Below are 25,974 nucleotides of genomic sequence, written 5' to 3'. Positions count from 1 at the left end.
ATGAGCGTTCGGCCCCGACGGCCGAAGGAGGTGACATCATGGCCATGCCGATGACGATCCGGGAGTATCTCCGCGCCTGCGATATCGATTACGAGGAGGTTTCCCATCCACGCGCGGTCTCGACCAGCCGCATCGCCCGCGTCGCGCACGTCGAGGGCGACCAGTTGGCCAAGGCCGTCATGCTGCACGGCGATGCCGGTTACCGCGTCGCCGTACTGCCCAGCGACCGTGACGCCGATCTGGAACGGCTCACGCAACTCTTCCATGAAGATCTGGAACTGGCCACGGAGGACGAAGTACGTCACGAGTTCGATGACTGCGATCCCGGGGCAGCCATTCCGGTGGGTCAGGCTTACGGCCTGCAGGTCTATCTCGATGATCACCTGCGCCACCGGCCGGATGTCTACTTCGAAGCGGGCGACCATGAAACCCTGGTGCACATGAGCGGCGGTGAATTCGACCGCTTGATGGCCGGCAGCCAGCACGGCGACTTCAGCCGCCCCCGTTGACACCGTAACGACACGAAGGCCGGGACGGACGTGTCTCGGCCTTCCTCAACCAGCCGGCGTTGCCTCGATCAGCAGGTTGCGAGGGGTCACGTCACGCTCGCAGAAGGTGCCGAGACGCACCTGGAAGCCAGCCTCCTCCATCAGCCTGACACGGTCCAGCGCCAGCCAGATCTCGAGCGGGCGCCGAAACAGATGGCGCACGAGCTCGAGCCGGGTGACCTCGCCCAGACGCTGGAACCCTTCGGCTTCGTAACGCGGCCAGTCGACACGGGCTGGCAATGACAGCGATTTGCGCTCAGCCGCCCAGCGGCAGAAGTCGTCGAAAGTACCGGGCATTCGTCCATAAGCCAGGCTCGGCACCGGCAGGTAAATATCCCGCCCCGAGAGGTCGCGCTGCAGAGCATCGAAGCCCAGGCGCCAGGCATTGGCCACCTGGCGCTGGCGCCGCACTCCGGCCGGCGCGGTGACGGTCTCCTGCACCGACATCGCCAGGTCATCGCGACACAGCCGCCAGCCACGCTCGGCCATCTCCCGGCGCCCCTGCTCGGAGAAGGGATGGTAGTTCGCCGCCTCGGTTCGCTGATAGCAGCACGGCGCCAGGGTCACCGCCGCGCCGCGACTGGCCGCCAGCTCGAGCAGCCGGCCATGCAGGTCACCGCAGGCGTGCAGTGCCATTACCCGAGCGCCCGGTACCAACCAGCGCCCGGCGTCCTCGGCCATCACGTCCTGCTGGTGCAGGCGCACCGCCACCGCCTGGCGCTGCGCGAGTGCGTTTCCGGCACGACACAGCCCAGCCTGCCACTCCAGGGCCTCGATACCGACGCCATGCCAGCGCCCCAAGGCGCGTGCCAGATGGCCCTTGCCGGCGCACCACTCCACCAGATCGGCATCCGGTGCCACCAGCGGGGCGAAGGCCTGAATCTGGCGCCACTTTCGGCCACCGACGAAGGTACCCCAGGCATCGGGCAGTGTCGGTCCTTGCGGGGCCATATCGGGCAGATCCACCAGCGAGGCCAGCTCATCCACGGGCAGCCACGCCGACAAGGGAGACGCCGTGAAGGGACTCGCCTGCAAGCGGGCCGCCTCGTCGTCGGACAGCTCTCTCAACGCCTGGGCCATCGCCGGATACCGGGCTTCCCAGGGTAGGCGGCGGTGCTGGAAGGGCAAGGGCTGCCACACCGGTTGCCACTCGGCCAGCACGGCACCCAGGTGCCGAAAGCGGTGTTCATGACTCGGCGTCATTCCGGCCTCTCAGACGGCATTGCGCAGCCCGAGCTCGTAAGGGTGGGGATCGAGGTAGGACTGGCCACAGATATAGTCCGAGCCGTGACGCTTCAGGTGATGATTGAGCAAGCGCATCGGTACCGCCAGGGGCACCTGCTCCAGACGATATTCTTCCACCGACTGGAGCAGGTCGCGACGCGTCTCGCCATCCAGGGACCGCTTGAGACAGCCCAACACGTGCAGCAAGGCGTTGGCATGCGTCTTGCGCGACGCGGGTTTCGACAGCGCCTCCATGAAAGTCGGCAGGTAATACGCCAGCGTCTCGTCCAGGGGACGTCGATGCGCCTCGGCCAGATAGCGCCCCAGCTCGCGATAAGCCTCCACCCGATGCGCCATCAGCAGAAGCTTCTGACGGCTATGGAACTGCAGCAGGGCATGATGGCTGGGTGCCTCCTCGACATTGCGCTTCCAGTCGTCGAGAGCATAGACGCGCGTCATGAAGTTCTCGCGCAAGGCCGGGTCATTGAGCCTTGCCTCCTCTTCCAGAGGGAGCTCGGGAAAATGATGGCGCAGGACGCGCACGAAAACGCCGGAATCGACGTGGCTGGGCATGCCGTTCTCATGATAGACCTTGACCCGCTCGAGCCCGCAGCTGGGCGAGCCCTTCATCAGGATAAAGCCGCGCAGGTGACGATGCGCCTCGACGAAGGACTCGCCGACCCGCTCGATGCGCTCGGTCACATCCCGATCGGTCGTTTTCGTGCCCCTGGCGCGAGGCGTCTCCCCAGGCCGCCCCACCAGGCGGATCGGTTCGCGCGGCACGCCAAGCCCCGCTTCTAGCTCGGGACAGAAGGTCTCGAAACGCAGACAATCCGCCAGCACATTCAGGCAATAGCGAGACCGCTTGTGACCGCCGTTGTAACGCACCTCCTCGCCGGTCAGGCAAGCACTGATGCCGACCGGGATACCGGTATTCGCTGCAGAGGCGTGTGTTGCCATATGGCGCTCCTGTGGCGACGCATTTCTTGGTTACAGGATAACGCCGGGATCCGTATATCGCGATTCCCGACTGGCCGCCGAGCACCATCGTTCAGCGATCCTGCCCCTGCCGCTTTGCCCCGACCGGCTGGCTCGATAGGCTGTCGTGGTCCCCCTTGCTTCAGGAATCATGCATGCCTCCTCGTCGCTATACCCTCCCCCTTGCCCGCCGCGTCGCACCACTGCTCGTCGGTTTCACTTGGTTATCCGACGCCCAGGCGGCCACCTGCCATGCCCCCGGGCAGTGGCTGGACAAGGCGGGAGCCCCCATTGCAACCGATGTCATGATGCGCGATCTGGCCGAGCAACAGGTGGTGATGCTGGGTGAACGGCATGATCAGCGTGCCCATCATCGCTGGCAACTGCAGACGCTGGCTGGACTCCACGCCCTCCGCCCCGACATGGTGATCGGCCTGGAAATGCTGCCACGCAAGGCTCAGCCGGTGCTGGACGATTGGGTCGCCGGGGCATTGAGCGAAGCGGCCTTCCTCGAGGCGAGCGATTGGTTCGAGACCTGGGGCTACGACCCAGAGCTGTACTGGCCGATCCTGCACTTCGCCCGCATGCAGGACGTGCCGTTGAAGGCCCTGAATGTCACGCCCGAGCTGCAGCGACGGCTGGTGAGGGATGGCTGGGACGCCGTACCGTCGGACGACAGGTTCGGCATGACCGCACCGGCTCCGGCATCGCCGGCCTACCGCGCCGATCTCGCCGATGTCTTTGCCGCCCACGACCATGCCGCCAACGCTGGCGACGAGGGCCTCGAGCACTTCATCGACGCTCAACTGGTCTGGGACCGCGCCATGGCCAGCGGCCTGGCCGAGGCCTCGGCGGAAGGCAAGCTGGTGGTGGGCCTGATGGGGCTACGCCACCTCAGCGATGGACACGGCGTGCCCCATCAGCTCGACGACCTGGGGGTAGCCGAGCACCTCAGCCTGCTGCCTCGGCGACTCGACGCTGCCTGCCGACCACCTCCCGCCGGTCGGGCGGATGGTTTCTTCATCCTCGATCAGCGCCGGGAAGAGGCGCCAGCCGCCCCCTGAAGGGGCCCTTACCCCTCGCCGATGTCGGGCCGGAACCCGCAGGACAATACTATCCGGTTCCAGCTATTGATGATCACCACCAGAGAGGTGAGACTCAGTTGTTCCTCCAGGCTGAAGCTCGCCCTCACCTGGTCGCGGAGCGCCTGTTCGATCTCGCTCTCGGCCAGCAGAGTCAGCGCCTCCGTCCAGGCCAACGCTGCCCGTTCACGCTCGCTGAAGCCCGGTGACTCCCGCCAGGCCGGCAGAACGTCGAGACGGGCCTGGCGTTCGCCATCGCCACGCGCCTCCTCGGAATGCATCCGCTGGCAGAAGGCACAGCCATTGAGCTGGGAGGCACGCAGGAAGATCAGGTGGATCAGGCCGGGCTCGATGCCTGAGGCTTCCACGGCCTCCTGGGTCGACTTGAGGCCCTGCACCAGTTCGGGCTGCAGGCGATAGAAATCGGCACGGGAAACATGCTCTTGCATGATGCACTCCTGATCTGGGACATGGAGTGCCCAGCATGCGCGCGGCGCACGGTCACGCCTTGTAGATTTGCGTCAACTTGCGCTGCCGATACTCGCCCGGGGTTTCCCCGGCATGGCGACGGAAACGGTGGGTGAAGTGCGCCTGATCGTGGAAGCCACACGCCAGAGCGACCTGACTGAGCGACGACTCGGCTCGCGCCAACAGGGCTCTGGCATGCTTGAGGCGTTGCAACAGATCCATCTGCGCGGGCGCCAGACCAACCTGATGGCGAAAGGTCCGTTCCAGCGTGCGGCGGCTCAGGCCATGGTGCGCCACGACCCGGTCGATCGTGAAGCGTCCGCTGTCGATCAGCGGCAGCAACCGCTGGACATGGCCGATCCTGGGCCCGTTCGCCTCCGCTCTGGCCAGCAGCCAGGCATCGAGTCGTGCCAGGCGCTCCTCCAGCGGCAGGGCCGGTAGTTCGTCCCGCAACGCCAACCAGTCATCGGGAGCGAACCTCTCCCATAGATCGTCATCACTCAAGGCCTCCAGCGACATGCCGAACAGCTGGAAAGCCCCGCCGGGACGGAATCGAATGCCCAGGCTGGCCCCTACCGTGGTGGTATACGCCGCTACCGGTCGGCAGGTGATATCCCAGCCAGCCGTCGGCGAAGTGGTATCGAGACGCCTGAAGGTCAGGGTGGTGCCGCCATCGGGATAGAGCTTGTTACGGGTCGGTGCGTCCGGCGGAGGCCCCTGGACGAACCAGTAATGATCTACCCAGGGGCGCAGCGCTGCCGTCGGCAGCAGACGCCGGATGACCAGCCGCGGCAACACCAGCGGCGCCAGGTCGGCTCGGGGGCCAGGGGTATCGACGGGGTCTCGGAAGGACATTCGGCCTCCGCAATGTCGGTGATTCGACGGCGCAGGACAGTATAGCCCAGCGACCCACCCGTCCTCGCTGGACAAGACCTTGGTTGCACTGCAGCAAGAAAATCGCAAAAAAGGGTTGATTAGCCGACTCAGCAAATGGCGAACACTGTTTCTTTCATGTAGAATGCGCCTCGTTTTATCGACCCTCCGCCCTCCCGTCTCAGGATGCTTTCGTCATGCTGACAAACCATCGTTCTCCACACTGGCTCCGGCACAGCGCCCGGTGGCCAGGCTTTCTCGTGCTCGCGCTTCCGATTCTGCTGTTCAGCCCCCTCGCCCAGGCCGCTTCCGCCGGCGAGCTGGACCTGACCTACACCCTGCCCGGTTTCATTGCCGTCACGCTCTTTCTGGCCGCCTATGCCCTGGTGATGGCCGAAGAAAAGCTGCACATGCGCAAGTCCAAGCCGGTGCTGGTGGCCGCTGGCCTGATCTGGGCGATGATCGGTTGGGTCTATGTGCATTCCGGCCTGCCCAACGCCGCCGAGGAAGCCTTCAGCGACACCCTGCTGGAATACAGCGAGCTGCTGCTTTTCCTGCTGGTGGCCATGACCTACATCAACGCCATGGAAGAGCGTCGCGTCTTCGACAAGTTGCGCGCCTGGCTGGTGGAGACGGGCTTCAGTTACCGGTCGCTGTTCTGGATCACCGGCATCCTTGCCTTCTGGATCTCGACCATCGCCAACAACCTCACCACCGCCATGCTGATGTGCGCCGTGGTCCTCAAGGTTGCCGAAGGCGACAAGCGCTTCATCAATATCTGCTGTATCAACATCGTGGTCGCTTCCAACGCCGGCGGCGCCTTCAGCCCCTTCGGCGACATCACGACCCTGATGGTCTGGCAGGCCAAGCTAGTCGAGTTCCAGGAATTCTTCGAGCTGCTCGGTCCTTCGCTGGTGAACTACCTGGTACCGGCCCTCTTGATGAGTCTGTTCATCAAGAACCGCAAGCCTGCCGCCCTCGAGGAAGACATCTGGCTCAAGCGCGGCGCACGCCGCATCGTCCTTTTGTTCCTGCTGACGATCGTCATCTCGGTACTGTGCCACACCATGCTGAACCTGCCCCCGGCGCTCGGCATGATGACCGGTCTCGGCTTCCTGCAGTTCTTCGGCTATTACCTGCGCCGGAGCCTGCCACGCTCCCTGGAGCGCAAGCGCACCCGCTACAGCCAGCGTGGTGACTGGCGCAAGCTGGAATCCCTGGGCAGCGTGGTGCCCTTCGATGTCTTCACCCGAATCGCTCGCTCCGAGTGGGATACCCTGCTGTTCTTCTACGGTGTGGTGATGTCCGTGGGCGGCCTGGGCTTCATGGGCTATCTGAGCCTGCTCTCCGAGACCCTTTACACCGGCTGGGATCCCGTCTGGGCAAACATCGTGCTGGGCCTGGTCTCGTCAGTGGTCGACAACATCCCGGTGATGTTCGCCGTCATCTCCATGGAGCCCGACATGTCCATGGGCAACTGGCTGCTGATCACCCTGACCGCCGGTGTGGGCGGTAGCCTGCTGTCGGTGGGCTCCGCTGCCGGCGTGGCGCTGATGGGTCAGGCACGCGGCATCTACACCTTCGCCAGTCATTTGCGCTGGGCACCGGTCATCGCCCTGGGCTATGCGGCCAGCGTGGCGGTGCACATGCTGCTCAATGCCGACAGCTTCGCCATCTTCCACTAAACTGGCCCTCTCCTGCCCGGCTCCGCCGGGCGGGAGCTCACAGCTCTTCTAGCCCGAGCCGGGCGTGCCATTCGGCGATGCTCTCGTCCGGATAGCCGGCGAAGCAACGATCCTGCTGCCGCGACTCGACTTCCACCCAGTCCGGCTTGTTCTCCAGCATGAGGTGCACCCGCTCGGGAGGCCTTGGCAGCTCGCTGTCGATGGCCGAAGCGAAGGGATGCACGAGTTCCGGCCAGCGCGGATCGAATACCCAGAGCGCGCTGGCACACCGGGCACAAAAGTGCCGCTCCCCGGGACTCTTCCGGCCATCGATCTCGGCCTGATAGATCGACGTGTGCTCGGCGCCATGAATCACCAGGGTGTCCGCCTCGCCACTCAGATTGATGGCATAGCCGCCTCCGCCGGCCGTCTTGCGGCAGATCGAGCAATAGCAACGATTGAACGGATAGGGATGCGACGACATGACGCGAAACCGCACCGCACCACAGTGGCAGGATCCTTCGAGCAACATGGTGGCGTCTCCCCGACGGTCGCTTGATTGACTTAAGCCTAGAAAGCCAAGGTCATTCCGGCCAGGCAGGCTCTCGTCCCAAACGGCGTCTCGAGAGATGTCCTCCGTCGCATCTCGCGCTAGGATGAAGTGGGTCGCCATTCACTCCATGAGGGAGTACCGATGTACAGGACAGCCAGACCAGCGTGGAGATCCCCCGTGACACTCCTGCATGGCACAAGCGATGCGGGAGGTGGTCGGTGAGCGATGCCACGGTGATCCACGTCCAAGGCCTGTCGAAGGTTTATGACAGCGGCTTCCAGGCACTCAAGGGCATCGATCTCGAGATCCGGCGAGGCGAGATCTTCGCCCTGCTCGGCCCCAACGGGGCCGGCAAGACCACCCTGATCAGCGTGATCTGCGGACTGGTCAATGCCAGTGGCGGCACGGTCCTGGTGGATGGCCACGACAATGTCCATGCCTATCGCGAGGCACGTTCGCGCATCGGCTTGGTGCCACAGGAATTGACCGGCGAGGCCTTCTCCACGGTCTGGGACACGGTGAGCTTCAGTCGCGGCCTGTTCGGCAAGCCGGCCTCGCCAAGCCATATCGAGAAGATCCTGCGCTCGCTGAGCCTCTGGGAAAAGCGCCGCAACAAGCTGATCACGCTTTCCGGCGGCATGAAACGCCGCGTGCTGATCGCCAAGGCGCTGGCCCACGAGCCACAGATTCTCTTTCTCGACGAGCCCACCGCCGGCGTCGATGTCGAGCTGCGCCGCGACATGTGGGACGTCGTGCGCAGCCTGCGCGAGAATGGCGTGACCATCATCCTCACCACGCACTATATCGAAGAAGCCGAGGAGATGGCCGACCGCATCGGCGTGATCCGTGCCGGCGAGCTGGTTTTAGTGGAGGAGAAGCGCGAACTGATGCGCAAGCTCGGCAGCAAGGCGCTGACGCTGCACCTCAGCGAGCCGCTGGCCCGCATCCCCGAATCCCTCGCCGGCCATGATCTGGCCCTCGAGGAAGACGGCCACGCCCTGGTCTATACCTATGACGCCGCACGCCAGGACGATGGCGGAGAGGAACCCGCGGGCATCGCCGAGTTGCTGGCCGACCTGGAAGCCGCTGGCATTCACTTCAAGGATCTCCACACTCGCCAGAGTTCCCTCGAGGAGATCTTCGTCAGCCTGGTGCGGGAGGACGCATGAACCTGAGATCCGTGAAGACCATCTACATCGCCGAGATGGCACGCAGCCTGCGCACCGTGCTCCAGAGCATCGTCTCGCCGGTGATCTCGACGTCACTCTATTTCGTGGTGTTCGGTGCAGCCATCGGCACCCGCATCAGCGAAGTGGATGGCGTCAGCTACGGCGCCTTCATCGTGCCCGGCCTGATCATGTTGATGCTGCTCACCCAGAGCGTCTCCAACGCCTCCTTCGGCATTTTCTTCCCCCGCTTCACCGGCACCATCTACGAGATCCTCTCGGCGCCCATTTCCTATTTCGAGGTGGTGCTCGGCTTCGTCGGTGCCGCGGCCACCAAATCGGTGATCCTGGGCTTGATCGTGCTGGCCACGGCCAGCCTGTTCGTGCCCTTCACCATCGCCCATCCGTTGATGATGCTGCTATTTCTGGTGCTCACCTCCCTGACCTTCAGCCTGCTGGGCTTCATCATCGGCATCTGGGCCGACGGTTTCGAAAAGCTCCAGCTGGTGCCGTTGCTGGTGATCACGCCTCTGACGTTTCTTGGCGGCACCTTCTATTCCATCGACATGCTGCCCCCCGCCTGGCAGGTCGTCACCCTGGCCAATCCGGTGGTGTATCTGGTCAGCGGTTTTCGCTGGAGCTTCTATGGCATGGGCGATGTCAGCATCTGGGCTAGCCTCGGGATGATCGCGCTCTTCCTGGCGGTATCCCTGGCCGTGGTGAACTGGATCTTTCGCAGCGGCTATCGACTCAAGCCCTGACGCCTGCCTCGCCGCATTCCGTCGTCGTGCCTCGCCCACCGCCGGGGTGCGGTGAAAGGGCGCACCCAAGGCCTCGCCGGTTGCCCCGGCGCACATGTCACCGCATGCTTTGCGGGCTGCCCTTCCCGAAACCCGTCGGCCATGGGAAGGCGTTACAGGAGACAAACATGATGTTGAGCATCGCCACCTTCGTGCTGATCTATCTCGGTGTCTGCATCGCCATCTATCAGTTGTACGATATCTACTGCGCTCAGAGCTTCGGCGACGCGCGACGGCTCTCCGGAATCGAGGACGAGGCACTGCGCGATCTTTCCCGTCAGGCCCGACAATACGCGCGGACGGGCGAATCCGCCGGCTTCGCGGCTTCGGTCGCCGCGCTCTTCGGCAAGGATCTCGATCCTCGGGTGGTGCTGGCGGCCTTCTCCGAGGGCAAGGCAGACCTCGACGCCGCGCCGCTGCTGCGCCGCCGGCACAACATCGTCTGCAACGGCGCGATCAGCATCCGCCACCTGCCCTTCTGGAAAACCGCCCCGCCCGGCAAGAGCCTGCGCGGCCCTCTCCTGGTCCTGATCATCGTCAACACATTGCTCGCCATCTTCCTGGGAGGCCTGAGCGTCTACACCATCGGCTACGAGATCTCCTGGCCCACGCTGGCATGGGCGAACAGCGCGCCGCTTTTGATGCTACTGGTCTATGCACTGATCCTGGTCACGCATCTCATTGCCCGGCTCGACACCTATCTGCACGACATCTATCGGATCGGGCAGTTGAACGCGCACTTTCCGCCGACGTTGAATCGCCTATGAGCATGGCCCTCGAGCGTCATCGGGGCAGCCGAGCCAGGGGCTCTTGCGGTATCATCGCCGCCCGTCATCCGCGAGCCGCGAGGTCCCCATGCCGATCCTGCACAGCATCATCCACCGCATCGACAAGCAAGACGGCGAAAGCCCCGCACGGGTCGTGCCCGCCCCGGGGGAGCTCGAAGCGTCGGCCGCCCTGGACGACCTGCTGGCCGGCCTCAACAGCGCCTATCATGCCAAGGCCAAGGGTTGGGGGCGTTTCAGCGACGACACCGAGGCCAGCCTGCCCGGCGCCCTGGCGCGCTACCTGGCAGATGAACTCGATTTCACCGAGCTGACGCGAGAACTGGCCCATGCCATTGCGCCCCTGGTCGACGCCCACCTGCCGCTGGGCGGCCACCTGCTGGTCGTCGACCATCGCCAGGGCGAGGCCCGCTACCTGATCATGGCCCTGCTCCACCACCGCGAGGGGTTCGGTATCGGCGAACACCTGGAGATCGTTCCCAGCCGGCAACTCAACCTCTCCCAGATGACCCTCGGCGCGCGCCTCGATATCGGTCAATGGCGCGATGGCAGCGCCTCCCATCCCTACCTGTCCTATACGCGCGACCGTGGCGGTCGCAAACTCGCCGACGCCTTCGCCGAGGTGCTCGGTGCTAGCGAGCCGCTCGATGCTAGCCAGGAAACGCGTACCCTGCTCAAGGCCTTCAGCGATTACGTGGAAAGCGAGGACTTGCCGGAGGAAACCAGCCGCGAGAAGACCGATACGCTGATCGACTACGCCAGCGACCAGGCCAGCCGAGGCGAGCCGATGACGCTGGAAGAGCTCTCCGAGCTGGTCGACGAGCAGCAGCCGAAGGCCTTTTACGAGCATATCCGCAACAGCGACTACGGCCTGGCGCCGGAGATCCCCCCGGACAAGCGAACCCTCAAGGCCTTCAAGCGCTTCACGGGGCGCGCGGCCGGCGTGTCGATCAGCTTCGACTCCCACCTGCTCGGCGCCGCCGTGGAGTACGACGAGGAAAATGACCGGCTGATCATCAAGCAGGTGCCCACCGGACTGCGCAAGCAACTACGGAAAGAGGAATAAAGGGCAAGACATAAGAGGGAAGAAGGAAGACAGCTGAGCGCAGCAATAAATCAGCACTTCCCCCCCTAGGCCTTGTCTGAAAAGTCGACGAGCGATAGGCCCGTTTCCGACGGGCCATCGCATTTCCCACATCCATGTGGATCACAAGGCGAAAATTTGCGACAAATCGCCAGGATTGGCGATTTGGGCAGCTCTGCTGCTCGAAGCGCGAGTGACAGGGATGTCACGAGTCAAAATGCGGAGTTTACAAGGAGTAAATGAGCATTTGAGCGGATTTTCAACGTCGTATAACCGAGCGTAGGCACTTTTCGGACAGTGCCTAGCGCTCGCTCAGCGCCAGCTTCACTCCCAGCGTGACGAACAGGCCCCCCAGGGCCTTCTCCAGCCAGGTGCCGAGACGGCGATGATCGCTCAGGGCACGCGCCAGTCGGTCGCCGATGAACACCAGCGGTGGCTCGATCAGTGCCGCCACCAGGATGATCAGGCCGCCGTGCAAGGCCAGCTGCAAGGCGGCCGGCCCGGCGCCGGGCACCACGAACTGGGGCAGAAAGGCCAGGAAGAACACCGCCACCTTGGGGTTGAGCGCCGACACCAGCATGCCCTGACGGAAAATGGCACCCGGGCGTGGTGTGCTCGGCACGGCGACGCCGGAAGCTTCCCCGGTTCCTCGGCGCAACAGGATCTGCAACCCCAGCCACACCAGGTAGGCTGCCCCGATCCATTTCACCAGCGAGAACGCCAGCGCCGAGGTAGCCAGTACCGCCGAGAGCCCCAGTGCCGCCATGGCCACATGCAGCGCGGCACCACTCCAGACACCAAACATGGCGGCAATACCGCCTCGCCGGCCATGTCTGGCGGTCTGCCCGAGAATGAATGCCATGTCGGGCCCCGGCGACAGATTCAACAGGATCGCGGTAGAGAGAAAGGCCATCCAGTGGGCCAATGAATAGGTCAGCATGATGACGGGGCTCCTTTATTCCTGTCGCGACTCAAGGAGAGGATACGACCTTATCCCGGCAAACGACATGCCGGCTCGCCTGCCCTGTCTCGACTGCCCTGAAATGAGGCATGCAGGCACTCGATGGTGATGGAGTGGTGCATCACGACATGAAAACGGCGGCCCAGGAGATGGACCGCCGCATGGTAAAGTTTTCAACTTATTGTTCTTGTTCGAATTTTCCTATCCAGGCATGATTTTCGGATAGCAAGCGGGTGAGCTGGCGTGCTCCTCTTGTCCCCTTCGGGGGACATTTTTTTTGTCAGGTCGCCGAGTCCGCCGGCGCACCCGCCATGATCTCATTGTTTGCGTTAATGAAACGCCATTCACGCTACCGCGACAATCCGACCTTCGTTGCACATGCCCGCCGCAAGCACGACGCCATTTGATGGAAACCGTTTCCATGACGCATGCTATAGCGCCAACGCCATTGCAATGGAGACTTGCCCATGCCCCGCCCCCGTCTCGGTTTCATCGGTATCGGCCTGATGGGCGATCCCATGTCACGCCGCCTGATCGCCGCCGGCTTCGATGTCACGCTCTGGAACCGCACGCCCGAGAAGGCCGCCTCCGTGGCCACCGAGAGCGGCGCGCAACTTGCCGACGACGTCGCCTCCCTGATCGACGGGGTCGATGTGATCATGCTGTGCCTGGCCAACACAGCGGTCGTTCAGGAGCTGGTGTTCGGCCCCGGCGGCCTGGCCGAGCATGGGCACCCAGGGCAACTTGTGATCGACCTGTCCAGCAGCGATCCCGACGCCACCCGGCACATGGCCAAGACACTCGCCGAGCGCCGCGGCATACGCTGGGTGGACGCCCCGGTGTCCGGTGGCGTGGTCGGTGCCGAGACCGGCGAACTCGCCATCATGTGCGGCGGCAACAGCGAGGACATCGACGCGGCCCGCCCTCTGCTGGAACCGCTTGCCGCGCGCATCACGCACATGGGGCCGGTGGGCAGCGGTCAGGTGACCAAGGTCTGCAACCAGATGATCGTCGGTTGTCAGGCGGCGGTGATCGCCGAGGCGGTGGCCCTGGCCGAGACCAGCGGCGTCGATGCCTCGCGTCTCACCGAGGCTCTGGCCGGCGGTTTCGCTGACTCCACGCCGCTGCGCATCCTTGCCCCGCGCATGGCCGCCAGCGATTTCGACTCTCCGGCCTGGCACCTGCGTACGCTGCTCAAGGATCTGGACATGGCCGTAGCCCAAGGTGGCCGAACCCTCAGCGCCACCCCCATGAGCGGCCTGGCTGCCCAGTTGATGCGTGCCCATGCGGCGCACGGGTATGATGAGAGCGACCCGGCCACCCTGGTCGAGACCTATCGTCGGTCCTGACGTCGTCCTCCACGATTGTCGGCGCCGGCAGCCTTACGTACACTCGTTTGAATTTCGACACCCCTTCAGGAAGCACGGGATGAATTGCCGAGCATCGCGCAGGCATCTGGACAGTGCTTCCCTCATGCGAGGCGATTCATGGCGTTCGACAGTAGCTCAACCTATGTGGCCACCGAGGCCCTGAAACAGGCGGTCAACGCCGCCGTCACCCTGCAACGGCCCCTGCTGATCAAGGGCGAACCCGGCACCGGCAAGACGCTGCTGGCCGAAGAACTGGCGGCGTCGCTGGACACACGCCTGATCACCTGGCACATCAAGTCGACCACCAAGGCAGCCCAGGGGCTCTATGAATACGACGCCGTCAGCCGGTTGCGGGATTCGCAACTGGGTATCGAGGGCGTGGAGAACGTGGCCAACTACCTGCGTCCCGGCAAGCTGTGGGAGGCCTTCACCAGTGACGAGCGGGTGGTTCTGCTGATCGACGAGATTGACAAGGCCGACATCGAGTTTCCCAACGATCTGCTCCAGGAACTCGACCGCATGGAATTCCATGTCTATGAAACCGGCGAGACCATTCGTGCCCGTCATCGCCCAGTGGTCGTGATCACCTCCAACAACGAGAAGGAACTGCCCGACGCCTTCCTGCGTCGCTGCTTTTTCCATTACATCGACTTTCCCGACAAGCAGACGATGCAGGCCATCGTCGACGTGCACTTCCCCGAGATCGCGCCACGCCTCGTCAGCCAGGCCCTGGAGGTGTTCTTCGAGCTGCGCGAGGCGCCGGGCCTCAAGAAGAAGCCCTCCACCTCCGAGCTGGTCGACTGGCTGAAGCTGCTGATGGCCGACGAACTGGCCCAGGAAGCGCTCTATCAGCGCGACCCGGCACGTGCCCTTCCCCCGTTGGCCGGCGCCCTGGTCAAGAACGAGCAGGATACCCAGCTACTGGAACGGCTGGCCTTCATGATGCGCCGGCAAGGACGCTGATCCGCCATGTTCATCGGCCTGTTCGAGACCCTGCGGCGCTTCGAGGTGCCGGTGTCGCTGCGCGAGCTGCTCGATCTGCACGCGGCGGTCGAGCACGGCATGGTCTTCGCCGACCTCCAGGCGTTCTACCACCTCGCCCGCACCGTGCTGATCAAGGACGAACGTCACTTCGATCGCTTCGACCGGGCATTTTCCGCCTGGTACGAAGGGCTGGAAGACCTGGACGCGGGCATCGAGGCGCTGATTCCCGATGACTGGCTGCGTCGCGAATTCGAGAAACAGCTCAGCGAGGAAGAGAAGGCGCGGATCGAATCGCTGGGCGGTCTCGAGTCATTGATCGAGACCTTCAAGCGCCGCCTCGAGGAACAGCACAAGCGGCACGCCGGCGGCAACAAGTGGATCGGCACCGGCGGCACCAGCCCCTTCGGCGCCTACGGCTACAACCCCGAGGGCATTCGCATCGGCCAGGACGGCTCACGCCATCGACGGGCAGCGAAGGTCTGGGACGAACGTCGCTTTCGCGACTACGATGCCAACCGCGAGCTGGGCACGCGCAACATCAAGATGGCCTTGCGCCGCCTGCGGCGCTTCGCCCGCCAGGGTGCGGCGGAAGAGTTCGATGTCGACGCCACCATCCGCGCCACCGCCCGCGACGCCGGACTGCTCAACGTCCAAATGCGCCCCGAGCGCCGCAATGCCGTGAAAGCCCTGCTGCTGCTCGATGTCGGCGGCTCCATGGACGACCACATCCGCACCTGCGAGGCGCTCTTCTCCGCCGCCCGCGCCGAGTTCAAGCACCTCGAACACTTCTATTTCCATAATTGCCCCTACGAGGGCCTGTGGCGAAATAACGCCCGGCGGAGGCACGAACGCACGCCGACCCGGGACGTGCTCAACACCTATGGCGCCGACTATCAGGTGGTGATCGTCGGCGACGCTGCCATGTCGCCCTACGAGATCACCCATCCGGGCGGCAGTGTCGAGCACTTCAACGACGAGGCCGGGGCAGTATGGCTATCGCGGCTGACCCACGCCTTTCCCAATCTCGTCTGGCTCAACCCCATGCCCCAGCGCTTCTGGGAGTTCACCCACTCCACCCAGCTGATCCGCGAATTGATCGACGACCGCATGTACCCCATGACGCTGGGTGGACTGGAAGACGCCATGACGGAACTGGCACGCTAACCGATACCCCATGAGGGCTATAAAGACAAAATATAGCCTCTATTGGTTATAAAGTGAAAAAATAACGCTTTATGGCTATACTGTGGATGTGAAGGCCACGGAATCAGACCATGACCCAGCACATCGCCGTCCTCACGGGCGATATCATCGACTCACGCCGCATCGCTGACAGTCGGCGCCTGCATGGTGTGCTCGACGAAACCCTGGAACACCTGGCCTCGCATCACGATGGCCGCTACGAGCGCTTTCGCGGCGACGGCTTCCAGCTTGCCATGCCGAACGCCGCCACCGCCCTGGACGTTGCCGTGGCACTGCGCGCGGCCCTGGTCATGCACGGCGAAACGCAACGCTGGGACGCCCGAGTGGCCGTCGCGGTCGGCGCCGATACCTGGCAGCCCGACGCGCCCCTGGCCGCCGCCGACGGGCCGGTCTTCGTGGCCTCGGGCCAGGGTCTCGACGCCATGGGCGATGAGACCCACCTCACCCTCGCGCTGGTCGACGCGCCCGAAGATCCCGGCCTCGCCCTGCTGATTCGCTATGTCGACGAGCTGATCGATGGCTGGTCCCGACACGCCGCCGAGATCACCCATCTGCGACTCTGGCATGACGCGTCCCAGCAGGCACTGGCCGACCGCCTGGGCATCCGTCAGCCCAGCGTCCACAAGCGGCTGCGTACCGCGCGCTGGGCATTGCTGGCCGACACCCTGGCCTTCTTCCGTTCACGCCTGGCCATGGAGGGCCCGTCATCATGACCGCCGCGACCACCGCCACCCTGCTCGGCCTGCTGCTGGTTCACCTGGCCGGCGATTTCCTGCTCCAGCCTCGTCGCTGGGTGGAATCGCGCCAGCAGCGCAAGGCTCGCTCGGCGGCGCTCTCTCTGCATGCCGGCCTGCATGGCGTACTGGTGCTGCTGGTCCTGCTGCTGGCCGGGGCCAGCACCGCCTTCGCCGCAATCGGCGCCCTGTCGGTGGCAGCAAGCCACTGGTTGATCGATCTCGGCAAGTCGCACCTGGACCCCGGCAAGCTGCACTGGTTCCTGCTCGACCAGGCCCTGCACCTGCTGGTGCTGCTCGGCCTGTGGCTGGCCTGGGTCGACGGCATGGCCCCACTGACGGCGGCACTGGCGTGGCTCACCCACCCCGAGACCCTGGGCCTGGCGTTGTCCTACCTGTTGGTCACCCGCCCCATGTCGCTGGCCATCGCGCTTGCCCTGCGACCCTGGAGCCAGGACGTCGTCGATCCCGGCACCCTGGTAGCCGCCGGCGCCCGCATCGGCATGCTCGAGCGTCTGATGGTGCTGACCCTAGTGCTGCAGGACGAACTCGCCGCCGTGGGGTTTCTGCTCACCGCCAAGTCGGTGCTGCGCTATGGCGACCTGCGCGAACGCAAGGACCGCAAGCTCACCGAATACGTTCTGCTGGGCACGCTGCTGAGCATTTCCCTGACCCTGCTGCTCGGCCTGCTGACGCGTTCGCTGTTCTGGGGTGGGTGACGGCATGATGACCAGGAGCCTTCTTCTGACTCTTTTGCCAGGCGCTCTACTCCTGAGTGCGCTGCTGGCGGGCTGCTCCCATGGCGGCTCGGTGCCTCGCGACGGCTATCGCATCGACCATGGGCATTCATCATCCGCCCACGACAGCCGGGTTCGCCACCTGATCCTCCATTACACCGACGAAGATGAGGCCACCTCCCTATCGATCCTGACCGGCCCTCGGGTCAGCAGCCATTACCTGCTGCCGGTACCACCAGCGCAAGGCGAGCCTCGCGTCTATCAACTGGTCGACGAATCACGCCGGGCCTGGCATGCCGGCGCCAGTGCGTGGCGCGACCAGCGTGGCCTCAACGCCACCTCCATTGGCATCGAGATCGTCAATGACGGCCCCGAACTCAGCGGCGACTCACTGCGCCACGCGCTGGAAGCCCGGGAGGCTGGCCAGCTGCGCTGGGCCCCCTACCCCGACACCCAAATTGAGACGTTGATCTACCTGATGCGGGACATCATCGAGCGACACGATATCGCGCCCGAGGACATTCTGGGTCACGCCGACATCGCTCCCGAGCGCAAGATCGACCCCGGACCGGCCTTTCCCTGGCAACGGCTTCACGAGGCGGGCATCGGCGCCTGGCCCGATGCCGACAGGGTGGCACATTATCGCCGTCGTTTCGCCGAGCGGCCGCCCGATCTGGCGACCCTGCAGGCGGCCCTGGCCGAATGGGGCTATGCGCTCGCCCCGAGCGGACGACTCGACGAACGCACCCGGGCCGTGCTGCGCGCCTTCCAGATGCATTTCCGCCCGAGCGATTACCGCGGGCTGCCGGACGCCGAGAGCGCCGCACGACTCTGGGCGCTGCTGGCACAGTACCGCCCCGAAGCCCTGGCCCGGCTGGATACGCCGACGCAGGCGAACGACATCACTCCGTGAGGGTGGCGCTATCACGCGGGTAGTGAATCACGTTGTGAAACCGGGTCGGCGTCGCGACAGCATTGCGATAGGCGTGAGGGCGGTCAGCCGCGAAGCGTAGCCCTTCTCCCGGTACGAGACGCCGCCAGTCATCACCCAAGCGTATCTCGAGCTCGCCTTCGATCACCACCACATGCTCCACCACCCCCGGCGCATGAGGCGCCGACTCGCTGACCGCGCCCCGTGCCAAGGTGATCACGAACAGCTCGAAGCCCAGCCACGGATCGAAGGGAAACAGCGGCTCCACCTGCATGCCCGCGGCGTCTTCCCCCCAGACGGCCTCGGCGCCATGACACACCGTGTCCGACGCCACCACACCGCCGCCCAACAGGCTGGAGAAGGATACCCGGAACCCGCTGGCGAGCTTCCACAAGGTGGCCACGGTGGGGCTGGATTCTCCGCGCTCGATCTGCCCCAGCATGGCCTTGCTGACACCAGTCTCCCGCGCGGTACGATCCAGGCTCCAGCCACGTTGTCCACGCAGCGTCCGGATTGTCGTGGCGATGTGTTGCGCTATTTCCTCCATGCGACGCCGATTCCTCCTCGCGACATACCGTGCCTCGATTCGCTCGCGATGATGATCGCAAGCTCTGCCGCGAATTGTACGCGATAACGCACGATGCTATCTTGCCAAGACTGTGCGCTATAACGCACAACCATTCAGGAGACGCTGAATAAGTCGCCGAGCATAGTGAAGCGCACGGAGCACAGAAAGCGAGACATAACTGATAGCTAGGCGAGACTGATAGTTAGGCGAGCTTTCGAGTACCGCGCGACACAGCAATTTGCATGCGCAGGCATTTAGTCAGCGTCTTCTTCACGGGAACTCGCACCATGTCCAGCAAACCCTCAACCAGCCGGCTCGCGACGCTCGGCGATACCACGCTTTCCACCCTCACGGCGGGGTTCATCGCCGTGCTGATCGGCTATACCAGTTCAGCGGTGATCATCTTCCAGGCCGCCGAGGCGGCCGGCGCCAGCCAGGCGCAGATCGGCTCCTGGATGTGGGCGCTGGGCATCGGCTCGGGGCTGACCACCATCGTCTTCTCGTGGCGCTACCGCATGCCGCTGCTCACCGCCTGGTCAACGCCCGGCGCGGCCCTGCTGGCCACCAGCCTGCCCGGTGTGAGCATGAGCGAGGCCATCGGCGCCTTTCTCTTCTCGGCACTGTTGATCACCCTGTGTGGCGTGACCGGCCTGTTCGAACGCCTGATGCACCGCCTGCCCCGTGCGCTGGCCTCGGCGCTGCTGGCCGGCGTGTTGCTGCGCTTCGGACTCGATCTGTTCATGGCCATGGAGCACGACCTGCTCCTGCCGCTGGCCATGTGTCTTGCCTATCTGGCGGGCAAGCGCCTCTGGCCGCGCTATGCCATCCCGATGGTGCTGGCCGTCGGCATCGCCATGGCGCTGTTCGAGGGTTCGCTGCATCTGGGCGAGGTCACGCCCGCCCTGGCCAGCCCGGACTTCATCATGCCGAGCTTTTCGCTCACCGCCATGGTGGGTGTGGGCGTGCCGCTGTTCGTGGTCACCATGGCCTCCCAGAATCTGCCCGGCATCGCCGCCATCCGCGCCGCCGGCTATGCCCCGCCGATCTCGCCGCTGATCGGCGGCACTGGTGTCGCTACCCTGGCGCTGGCCCCGTTTGGCGGTTTCGCGCTCAACCTGGCGGCGATCAGCGCGGCGGTCTGCCAGGAGCCCGAGGCCCACGCCGATCCCGCGCGCCGCTACACCGCCGGTATCGCCGCCGGTGGCTTCTATCTGTTGCTCGGCCTGTTCGGTGCCACCGTCACCTCGCTGTTCGCCGCCTTTCCGGCCGAGCTGGTGATGGCCGTCGCCGGCCTCGCCCTGCTGCCGACCCTCGGCGGCGGTCTCGCCGATGCCCTGGGTGACACCGGCCATCGCGATGCCGCCCTGGTCACCTTCCTCATCACCGCCTCGGGCATCGGCCTGGGTGGTATCGGTGCGGCCTTCTGGGGCCTGGTGGGCGGCCTCGTCACGCTCTGGGTGCTGCGCCGCCGAGCCTGACAGATGTCGCCGGCTCGGCAGGAGACGTCGCCACGGCGATGGGCAGCTCGACACAGGCCTGATAGGGTCATGACAGCAACCAAGCGCTTGCCTGCAAGCCTGATCAACTTCCGACATCGTCGACGAGCAACGCCATGCCGAAACCGCGACTGACGACTTGCCAAGGGACGGACATTGCCCCTTACCTTGAAGCGCTGGCGGATCTGCGCATCCGCGTCTTCCGTGACTACCCCTACCTGTACGATGGCGACCCGGCCTACGAGGCCGACTATCTCCAGCGTTACGCCGACAACCCGCGCAGTCTCTTCGTGCTGGCCCTGGACGGCGAACGCCTGGTCGGAGCCTCCACCGCCCAGCCCCTGGTCGACGAGCTGGACGAATTCCGCGCGCCCTTCGAGCGAGCCGGCTACCGGATCGAGGATGTCTTCTACTATGGCGAGTCCGTCCTGCTGCCCGACTATCGCGGCGGCGGCCTCGGCCATGCCTTCATGGATGCCCGGGAGCGCCATGCCGCCGAGGCCGGCTTCGCCTGGGTGGCCTTCTGCGCCGTGGAACGACCGGATGACCATCCGCGTCGCCCGGCCGATTATCGCCCCCTGCACGACTTCTGGCAGGGCCGGGGCTACCGGCGGATACCGGAACTCGCCACGACCTTCGCCTGGAAGGATCTCGACGACACCGAGGAGACCGCCAAGCCCATGGTGTTCTGGCTGCGGGAGACCCCGGCATGAGCGATGCCATCCTCAGCGTGGCCACGGCCCAGTATCCCATCGAGGCCTTCGAGGATATCGCGGCCTTCCGCGCCAAGGCCGCCCGCTGGGTGCATGACGCCGCAAGTCGGGGTGCCGAGCTGCTGGTGTTCCCGGAATACGGCGGCATGGAGCTGACCTCGCTGCTGCCCGCGGCCGAGCGTGACGACCTCCAGGCCCAGCTGCACGGCCTGCAACCCTGGCGCGAGGCCTTTCATGACACCTGGCGGGAACTCGCCATCGCCCATGGCGTGACCCTGCTCGCGCCCTCCCTACCCTGGCAACGCGAGGACGGTCGCTTCGCCAATCGCGCCTGGCTGTTTACCCCCGACGGCGACGCCGACTTCCAGGACAAGCAGCTCATGACGCGGTTCGAGGCCAATGAATGGGGCATCTCGCCGGGCGATGGCCTGCGCGTGTTCGATACCCCGGCGGGACGTCTCGGTATCCTGATCTGCTACGACAGCGAGTTCCCGCTGCTCGCGAGGGCGCAGATCGAGGCCGGGGCCGACCTGCTGCTGGTGCCCAGCTGCACCGACACTCAGGCCGGCTACCAGCGGGTCAGGCTCAGCGCCCAGGCCAGGGCCATCGAGCAACAAGTGGCGGTGATTCACTCGCCCACCGTGGGCGAGGCACTGTGGTCGCCAGCGGTGGATATCAACATCGGCCATGCCGCCGTCTACACGCCTTGCGATCGCGGCTTCCCACCAGACGGCATCCTGGTGAAGAGCCACGACGCCACCCCAGGCTGGCAATTCGCCACGCTCGACCTCGGCGCCATCGCCGCCCTGCGCGAGCGCGGCCAGGTCGACAACCACGCCGACTGGACGCGTCAGCTCGAACGGCTCGAGTCAGGCGTCGAGACGCGTCGACCGGCCTGAGCCAAGGGCTTTTGCCGCCGATCCCGCCACACCGTACAATGCCACGATACCCCGCCTTGCGCGGCTTCATTCATGCTCACGACAAGCCCCAGACTCGAGGTGACCCAGGACCCATGCGCGCCAGTCAACTTCTGATAGCCACCCTGAAGGAAACCCCTGCCGACGCCGATATCGTCAGCCATCAGCTGATGCTGCGTGCCGGCATGATCCGCCGTCTCAACTCGGGACTCTATACCTGGCTGCCTCTGGGGCTGCGCACGCTCCGCAAGGTCGAGAACATCATCCGCGAAGAGATGAACCGTGCCGGCGCCCAGGAAGTTCTGATGCCCGCGATCCAGCCAGCGGAACTCTGGCAGGAGTCCGGCCGCTGGGACCAGTACGGCAACCTGCTGCTGCGTATCCGCGACCGTCATGATCGCGACTTCTGCTATGGCCCGACCCACGAAGAGGTCATCACCGACCTGGTGCGCAACGAACTGCGCTCCTACAAACAGGTGCCGTCCAACTTCTACCAGATCCAGACCAAGTTCCGCGACGAGACCCGCCCGCGCTTCGGGGTGATGCGCGCCCGCGAGTTCATCATGAAGGACGCCTACTCCTTCGATGTCGACCAGGCCGGCCTGCAGCGTTCCTACGACGCCATGTACGACGCCTATGTGCGCATTTTCACGCGCCTTGGACTGGACTTCCGCGCCGTCGAGGCCGACAACGGCGACATCGGCGGCAGCGGCTCCCACGAATTCCAGGTGCTGGCCGACTCCGGCGAGGACGCGGTCATCTTCTCCACCGGCTCCGACTACGCCGCCAACATCGAGAAGGCCGAGGCACTACCCGCGCCCTTGGGCGAGACACCCGAACGCCCCGCTCCTCAGGAAGAACTGCGACTGGTCGACACCCCGAATGCGCGTACCATCGCCACCCTGGTCGAGCAGCACGGCCTGCCCATCGAGAAGACTATCAAGACGCTGATGGTGCACGGCACCGAGGGTGGACTGGTCGCCCTGCTGGTGCGCGGCGACCACGAGCTCAACGAGGTCAAGGCCGAGAACCTCCCCGAGGTCGCCGCTCCCCTGACCATGGCCAGCGAGGAGGAAATTCGCGCGGCGGTGGGTGCCGGCCCCGGCTCACTCGGCCCGGTGAACCTCGATATGCCGCTGATCATCGACCGCAGCGTGGCGCTGATGAGCGACTTCGGCGCCGGCGCCAACGTCGACGGCAAGCACTACTTCGGCATCAACTGGGAGCGCGACGTCGCCCTGCCCAAGGTTGCCGACCTGCGCAACGTGGTCGAGGGCGACCCTTCGCCGGACGGCAAGGGCACGCTTTCCATCGCCCGCGGCATCGAGGTCGGCCACGTCTTCCAGCTCGGCACCAAGTACTCCACGGCGATGAACGCCACCGTGCTCGACGACAACGGCCAGGCCGTGCCCCTGCTGATGGGCTGCTACGGCATCGGCGTGACCCGGGTCGTCGCCGCCGCCATCGAGCAGAACCACGACGACGCCGGCATCATCTGGCCCGACGCCATCGCGCCCTTCAACGTCGCCCTGGTGCCGATGAACGCCCACAAGTCGCAGCGCGTGCGCGACGAGAGCGAACGCCTCTACCAGGCGCTCTCCGACGCCGGACTCGACGTCCTGATCGACGACCGCGACCTGCGCCCCGGCGTGCGCTTCGCCGACCAGGAACTGATGGGCATTCCTCACCGCATCGTCATCGGCGACCGCAGCCTCGACAAGGGCGAACTGGAGTACAAAGGCCGCCGCGACAGCGAAGCCACCATGATCCCCATCGACGACGTCATCGACTTCCTGCGCGAGAAGATCGGCGGCTGATCGGATAACGCCGCTATCCCGTAAAACGGCTCAAAAAAATCCCGCCAGGCCTCGAGCAACACTCGAGACTGGCGGGGTTTCTGGTGAGCGCTACTCAGGCTTTCTTGACGAAACTGGCGGTCACCATCATGTCACCCGCCCCATCGACCTTGCAGTCCAACTGGTGATCCTTGCTGTCCTTGATACGCCGGATCACCGCCTTGGTACCAATCTTGAGCACCAGCGAGCTGCTCTTGACCTTGAGGTCCTTGACCAGCGTGACCTTGTCACCTTCGGTCAAGAGCGTCCCATTGGCATCCTTGACCGCCACGACATCTTCGGCCTCTACTTCGGCGGGATTCCACTCGTGCGCACACTCGGGACACACGAGATGGCTCTGATCCTGGTACACGAACTCTGACTGGCAACGCGGGCAAGGCGGTAACGACATGGCGATATCTCTGGTGTAATCGGCCGCACAGGATACTGCGCCTTCACGACATTGGCGAGGCCGACATGCCTCAAGCGCATCGTCGACTGTCTATGACGTCGACGCCTTCAAGCCGGCGAGATGTAAGCATCACCTGCATGGCTTCGTTCCACATGATGTTCTATTTCCTCGGCCAACCGGGGAAGTAGCACTTTGGGGAGACAATGACCCAAGCCATCAATTTCCACTAAACGGCTATTTGGCAGCAGATCTGCGATGTGTTTCCCATGAGGCGGTGGATCGAGAGGATCCTCAGAACCTTGTATCACTAAAGTCTGAACATTCACCTTCCCTAGCTCCTCTCCTCGAGAAAGCGATACGGGTGTTGCCATGGCGTGATTTCCCGGCTGCTTCCAAGTCCCTGCATGCTCTATGCATTGCTGCTCGCGCAGTCGAAAATCGGACTCATCGAATTCTATCTTGTCTCCTGACAGGAGTCTCCACTCCCTGACACGGCGATCGAGTTCTTCCTCTATACTCCCGGAAGGATTCGAGCGTTCGGAAAGGGCTTCCAATACTTTCTTATCCGGAAGAGGAAGCCCATTCGACGACGTCTTTCCTGAAAAAGCACGCGTTATATTTCCAACAAAATCCACATCAAGTGCCGCACCGCACATGAGCGTCAGGCTATGAAGCCGTTCTCGATAATCCAGCGCCATCACCTGCCCTAATGTTGCCCCCATCGACAAGCCTACAACATGGGCTTTTCTCACTTCCCACGCATCAAGAACTGATATGGCATCCGCCGCCAGGTCCTCCACGGCATAGGGAGCTTGACCAAACTCCATGAAGGTCGAGCGGCCCGTGTCACGATGATCATACCGGATAACGCGATACCCCTTGGAAACGAGCATATCGACAAACTCACCCGGCCACATCAAGGCTGATGCATTGGCACCAGCAATCAAAAGGATAGTACCTTTTCGTTCCGATCCGACTGACTCACTCCAGAGTGATCTTCCACCCACCGTTACCAATCTTTCTGGCATTTCCATCTCCGATGAAATTCACTTAAAGTTTCCTTACCCAACACCGATCACCCCACCCAAGTTACGAAGAAACCACACTCTTTTTCCTGATTATACTGGCGAATCGAGCACTCAGATTTTGTCGCCATATTTGAGGTTTTTTCAGAACATTTTCAATGCCTGCGCAGCACTTAGGATAGATGCATATTCTCCATCCAAGTTGGCTAGCGACATAGCATGAACCTCGCTTGCTGACCGCTGCACTCCTGAAAAATCTCTCTTGGGAAAAGCAAAGGTACCATCCTCTACCACATGCACCTTGAATCCGAGACAACCGGCCGTACGAGCGGTAGCTTCAATAGAATTATTAGTGCTTACACCAACAATGACGATCTGGCGAATATCACGCACATGCAGCCATCGCTCAAGGCCTGAGCAAACAAATGCATCCGGTACATTTTTCTCCACAATGTGTTCGCCGGCCAACGGCAAAAAATGCAGTTGAAATTCGACACCAGGCTGTCCCGGCCAGAATGGGGATTCGGGAGTACGTGAAATATGACGTATATGAATTATCGGCAACCTGTTCCTTCTCCACGCAGCCAGCAAATTCTCAATGTTGCTTTCGGCAGAAGGATTGTTTCTCTCGCCCGAAGCCATTCCGCTCATACCTTGTTGCATATCTATAACCAAAAGGGCAACTGGGTCTTTATCCACCACCATTCCTCTTTACCTTCTGAATAATGTTACTGAATTGAATGCATACTACATTCAAACCTCTAGAGCATTCTCGCCCCTTCGCTTCATCGCCTGCCTTTCTTATTAAATACGCTACCGCCGCCTACCCTGCACGGTGCGATGGCACTTTGCCCTTCTTCCCG

27 protein-coding genes are annotated in these 25,974 nt (G+C 63.8%); 17 read left to right on the top strand and 10 right to left on the bottom strand.

Going from position 1 to position 25,974, the window contains the following annotated elements:
• The first annotated feature begins 38 nt into the window (after positions 1 to 38).
• On the top strand, positions 39 to 509 hold the full coding sequence (locus HSDC_RS01865; protein WP_064698623.1) for an aminoacyl-tRNA deacylase: 471 nt from the start codon (positions 39 to 41) through the stop codon (positions 507 to 509).
• A 45-nt stretch (positions 510 to 554) separates the two neighbouring features.
• On the opposite strand, the gene HSDC_RS01860 is transcribed toward HSDC_RS01865, so the two are convergent.
• Together HSDC_RS01860 and HSDC_RS01855 are read right to left on the bottom strand one after the other, a co-directional pair.
• Positions 555 to 1,751: a methyltransferase gene (locus tag HSDC_RS01860; RefSeq protein WP_064698221.1), complete on the bottom strand. Its 1,197-nt coding sequence runs from the start codon at positions 1,749 to 1,751 to the stop codon at positions 555 to 557.
• A 9-nt stretch (positions 1,752 to 1,760) separates the two neighbouring features.
• Positions 1,761 to 2,732, bottom strand: coding sequence for a YbgA family protein (locus HSDC_RS01855; protein ID WP_064698220.1), 972 nt, complete (start codon positions 2,730 to 2,732; stop codon positions 1,761 to 1,763).
• 173 nt (positions 2,733 to 2,905) lie between these two features.
• On the opposite strand from HSDC_RS01855, the gene HSDC_RS01850 reads away from it, so the two are divergent.
• Positions 2,906 to 3,814: a ChaN family lipoprotein gene (locus HSDC_RS01850; RefSeq protein WP_082919909.1), complete on the top strand. Its 909-nt coding sequence runs from the start codon at positions 2,906 to 2,908 to the stop codon at positions 3,812 to 3,814.
• 8 nt (positions 3,815 to 3,822) lie between these two features.
• Here HSDC_RS01850 and HSDC_RS01845 read toward each other — a convergent pair whose 3' ends face one another.
• Positions 3,823 to 4,281, bottom strand: a complete 459-nt coding sequence (locus HSDC_RS01845) for a carboxymuconolactone decarboxylase family protein (RefSeq protein ID WP_064698219.1) — start codon at positions 4,279 to 4,281, stop codon at positions 3,823 to 3,825.
• 52 nt (positions 4,282 to 4,333) lie between these two features.
• On the bottom strand, positions 4,334 to 5,155 hold the full coding sequence (locus HSDC_RS01840; RefSeq protein ID WP_064698218.1) for a helix-turn-helix transcriptional regulator: 822 nt from the start codon (positions 5,153 to 5,155) through the stop codon (positions 4,334 to 4,336).
• A 215-nt stretch (positions 5,156 to 5,370) separates the two neighbouring features.
• Between HSDC_RS01840 and nhaD the strand changes: the two genes are divergently transcribed.
• Positions 5,371 to 6,858: a sodium:proton antiporter NhaD gene (nhaD, locus tag HSDC_RS01835; RefSeq protein WP_064698217.1), complete on the top strand. Its 1,488-nt coding sequence runs from the start codon at positions 5,371 to 5,373 to the stop codon at positions 6,856 to 6,858.
• 37 nt (positions 6,859 to 6,895) lie between these two features.
• On the opposite strand, the gene HSDC_RS01830 is transcribed toward nhaD, so the two are convergent.
• Positions 6,896 to 7,369: a GFA family protein gene (locus tag HSDC_RS01830; RefSeq protein ID WP_064698216.1), complete on the bottom strand. Its 474-nt coding sequence runs from the start codon at positions 7,367 to 7,369 to the stop codon at positions 6,896 to 6,898.
• A 239-nt stretch (positions 7,370 to 7,608) separates the two neighbouring features.
• Between HSDC_RS01830 and HSDC_RS01825 the strand changes: the two genes are divergently transcribed.
• From HSDC_RS01825 to yejK, 4 genes are all read left to right on the top strand, one after another.
• Entirely contained in the window at positions 7,609 to 8,559 is a 951-nt protein-coding gene (locus HSDC_RS01825) for an ABC transporter ATP-binding protein (RefSeq protein ID WP_064698215.1), read from the top strand.
• Complete coding sequence (locus tag HSDC_RS01820) at positions 8,556 to 9,317, top strand: ABC transporter permease (RefSeq protein WP_064698214.1); 762 nt, start codon at positions 8,556 to 8,558, stop codon at positions 9,315 to 9,317. Before HSDC_RS01825 ends, HSDC_RS01820 begins: the two co-directional genes overlap by 4 nt.
• A 167-nt stretch (positions 9,318 to 9,484) precedes the next feature.
• On the top strand, positions 9,485 to 10,123 hold the full coding sequence (locus tag HSDC_RS01815; RefSeq protein WP_064698213.1) for a hypothetical protein: 639 nt from the start codon (positions 9,485 to 9,487) through the stop codon (positions 10,121 to 10,123).
• 88 nt (positions 10,124 to 10,211) lie between these two features.
• Positions 10,212 to 11,207 carry a nucleoid-associated protein YejK gene (gene yejK, locus HSDC_RS01810; RefSeq protein WP_064698212.1) on the top strand — a complete coding sequence of 332 codons (996 nt, stop codon included), beginning with the start codon at positions 10,212 to 10,214 and terminating at the stop codon, positions 11,205 to 11,207.
• Positions 11,208 to 11,526: 319 nt separating this feature from the next.
• On the opposite strand, the gene HSDC_RS01805 is transcribed toward yejK, so the two are convergent.
• Positions 11,527 to 12,165: a LysE family translocator gene (locus HSDC_RS01805; RefSeq protein ID WP_064698211.1), complete on the bottom strand. Its 639-nt coding sequence runs from the start codon at positions 12,163 to 12,165 to the stop codon at positions 11,527 to 11,529.
• A gap of 488 nt (positions 12,166 to 12,653) precedes the next feature.
• Here HSDC_RS01805 and HSDC_RS01800 point away from each other — a divergent pair, with 488 nt between their 5' ends.
• The 6 genes from HSDC_RS01800 to HSDC_RS01775 all read left to right on the top strand — a co-directional run bounded on the left by HSDC_RS01800 (position 12,654) and on the right by HSDC_RS01775 (position 18,127).
• Positions 12,654 to 13,535 (top strand): NAD(P)-dependent oxidoreductase, encoded by an 882-nt coding sequence (locus tag HSDC_RS01800; RefSeq protein ID WP_064698210.1) that lies wholly within the window; start codon positions 12,654 to 12,656, stop codon positions 13,533 to 13,535.
• A 138-nt stretch (positions 13,536 to 13,673) separates the two neighbouring features.
• Complete coding sequence (locus HSDC_RS01795) at positions 13,674 to 14,519, top strand: AAA family ATPase (RefSeq protein WP_064698209.1); 846 nt, start codon at positions 13,674 to 13,676, stop codon at positions 14,517 to 14,519.
• 6 nt (positions 14,520 to 14,525) lie between these two features.
• The gene (locus HSDC_RS01790) at positions 14,526 to 15,704 is read left to right on the top strand and encodes a vWA domain-containing protein (protein WP_064698208.1); all 1,179 of its coding nucleotides are present in this window, start codon (positions 14,526 to 14,528) and stop codon (positions 15,702 to 15,704) included.
• 110 nt (positions 15,705 to 15,814) lie between these two features.
• Positions 15,815 to 16,456, top strand: a complete 642-nt coding sequence (locus tag HSDC_RS01785; RefSeq protein WP_064698207.1) for a hypothetical protein — start codon at positions 15,815 to 15,817, stop codon at positions 16,454 to 16,456.
• Positions 16,453 to 17,196 (top strand): DUF3307 domain-containing protein, encoded by a 744-nt coding sequence (locus tag HSDC_RS01780; protein ID WP_064698206.1) that lies wholly within the window; start codon positions 16,453 to 16,455, stop codon positions 17,194 to 17,196. Before HSDC_RS01785 ends, HSDC_RS01780 begins: the two co-directional genes overlap by 4 nt.
• A gap of 4 nt (positions 17,197 to 17,200) precedes the next feature.
• A complete protein-coding gene (locus HSDC_RS01775) occupies positions 17,201 to 18,127 on the top strand; it encodes an N-acetylmuramoyl-L-alanine amidase (RefSeq protein WP_064698205.1) in 927 nt (308 codons plus the stop codon).
• Here the strand turns inward: HSDC_RS01775 and HSDC_RS01770 are convergent.
• Positions 18,117 to 18,692: a helix-turn-helix domain-containing protein gene (locus HSDC_RS01770; protein ID WP_064698204.1), complete on the bottom strand. Its 576-nt coding sequence runs from the start codon at positions 18,690 to 18,692 to the stop codon at positions 18,117 to 18,119. The genes HSDC_RS01775 and HSDC_RS01770 overlap by 11 nt on opposite strands.
• 308 nt (positions 18,693 to 19,000) lie before the next feature.
• Between HSDC_RS01770 and HSDC_RS01765 the strand changes: the two genes are divergently transcribed.
• The 4 genes from HSDC_RS01765 to HSDC_RS01750 all read left to right on the top strand — a co-directional run bounded on the left by HSDC_RS01765 (position 19,001) and on the right by HSDC_RS01750 (position 23,656).
• Entirely contained in the window at positions 19,001 to 20,191 is a 1,191-nt protein-coding gene (locus HSDC_RS01765) for a benzoate/H(+) symporter BenE family transporter (protein WP_064698203.1), read from the top strand.
• A gap of 134 nt (positions 20,192 to 20,325) precedes the next feature.
• Positions 20,326 to 20,922: a GNAT family N-acetyltransferase gene (locus HSDC_RS01760; protein WP_064698202.1), complete on the top strand. Its 597-nt coding sequence runs from the start codon at positions 20,326 to 20,328 to the stop codon at positions 20,920 to 20,922.
• Entirely contained in the window at positions 20,919 to 21,821 is a 903-nt protein-coding gene (locus tag HSDC_RS01755) for a carbon-nitrogen hydrolase family protein (RefSeq protein WP_064698201.1), read from the top strand. The genes HSDC_RS01760 and HSDC_RS01755 overlap by 4 nt, the downstream gene beginning before the upstream one ends.
• Before the next feature lie 113 nt (positions 21,822 to 21,934).
• The gene (locus HSDC_RS01750; protein WP_064698200.1) at positions 21,935 to 23,656 is read left to right on the top strand and encodes a proline--tRNA ligase; all 1,722 of its coding nucleotides are present in this window, start codon (positions 21,935 to 21,937) and stop codon (positions 23,654 to 23,656) included.
• 94 nt (positions 23,657 to 23,750) lie between these two features.
• Here HSDC_RS01750 and HSDC_RS01745 read toward each other — a convergent pair whose 3' ends face one another.
• The 3 genes from HSDC_RS01745 to HSDC_RS16320 all read right to left on the bottom strand — a co-directional run bounded on the left by HSDC_RS01745 (position 23,751) and on the right by HSDC_RS16320 (position 25,816).
• Positions 23,751 to 24,086: a zinc ribbon domain-containing protein YjdM gene (locus tag HSDC_RS01745; RefSeq protein WP_064698199.1), complete on the bottom strand. Its 336-nt coding sequence runs from the start codon at positions 24,084 to 24,086 to the stop codon at positions 23,751 to 23,753.
• A 107-nt stretch (positions 24,087 to 24,193) separates the two neighbouring features.
• A complete protein-coding gene (locus HSDC_RS16325) occupies positions 24,194 to 25,114 on the bottom strand; it encodes an alpha/beta fold hydrolase (RefSeq protein ID WP_073292064.1) in 921 nt (306 codons plus the stop codon).
• 141 nt (positions 25,115 to 25,255) lie between these two features.
• Positions 25,256 to 25,816, bottom strand: a complete 561-nt coding sequence (locus HSDC_RS16320) for a cysteine hydrolase family protein (RefSeq protein WP_073292030.1) — start codon at positions 25,814 to 25,816, stop codon at positions 25,256 to 25,258.
• Between the last annotated feature and the right edge of the window lie 158 nt (positions 25,817 to 25,974).

It is taken from the genome of Halomonas caseinilytica, from assembly GCF_001662285.1.
GTDB lineage: Bacteria > Pseudomonadota > Gammaproteobacteria > Pseudomonadales > Halomonadaceae > Halomonas > Halomonas caseinilytica.
The sequence above is the reverse complement of the archived record's forward strand: the minus strand, read 5'-3'. Positions and strand labels throughout refer to the sequence as shown.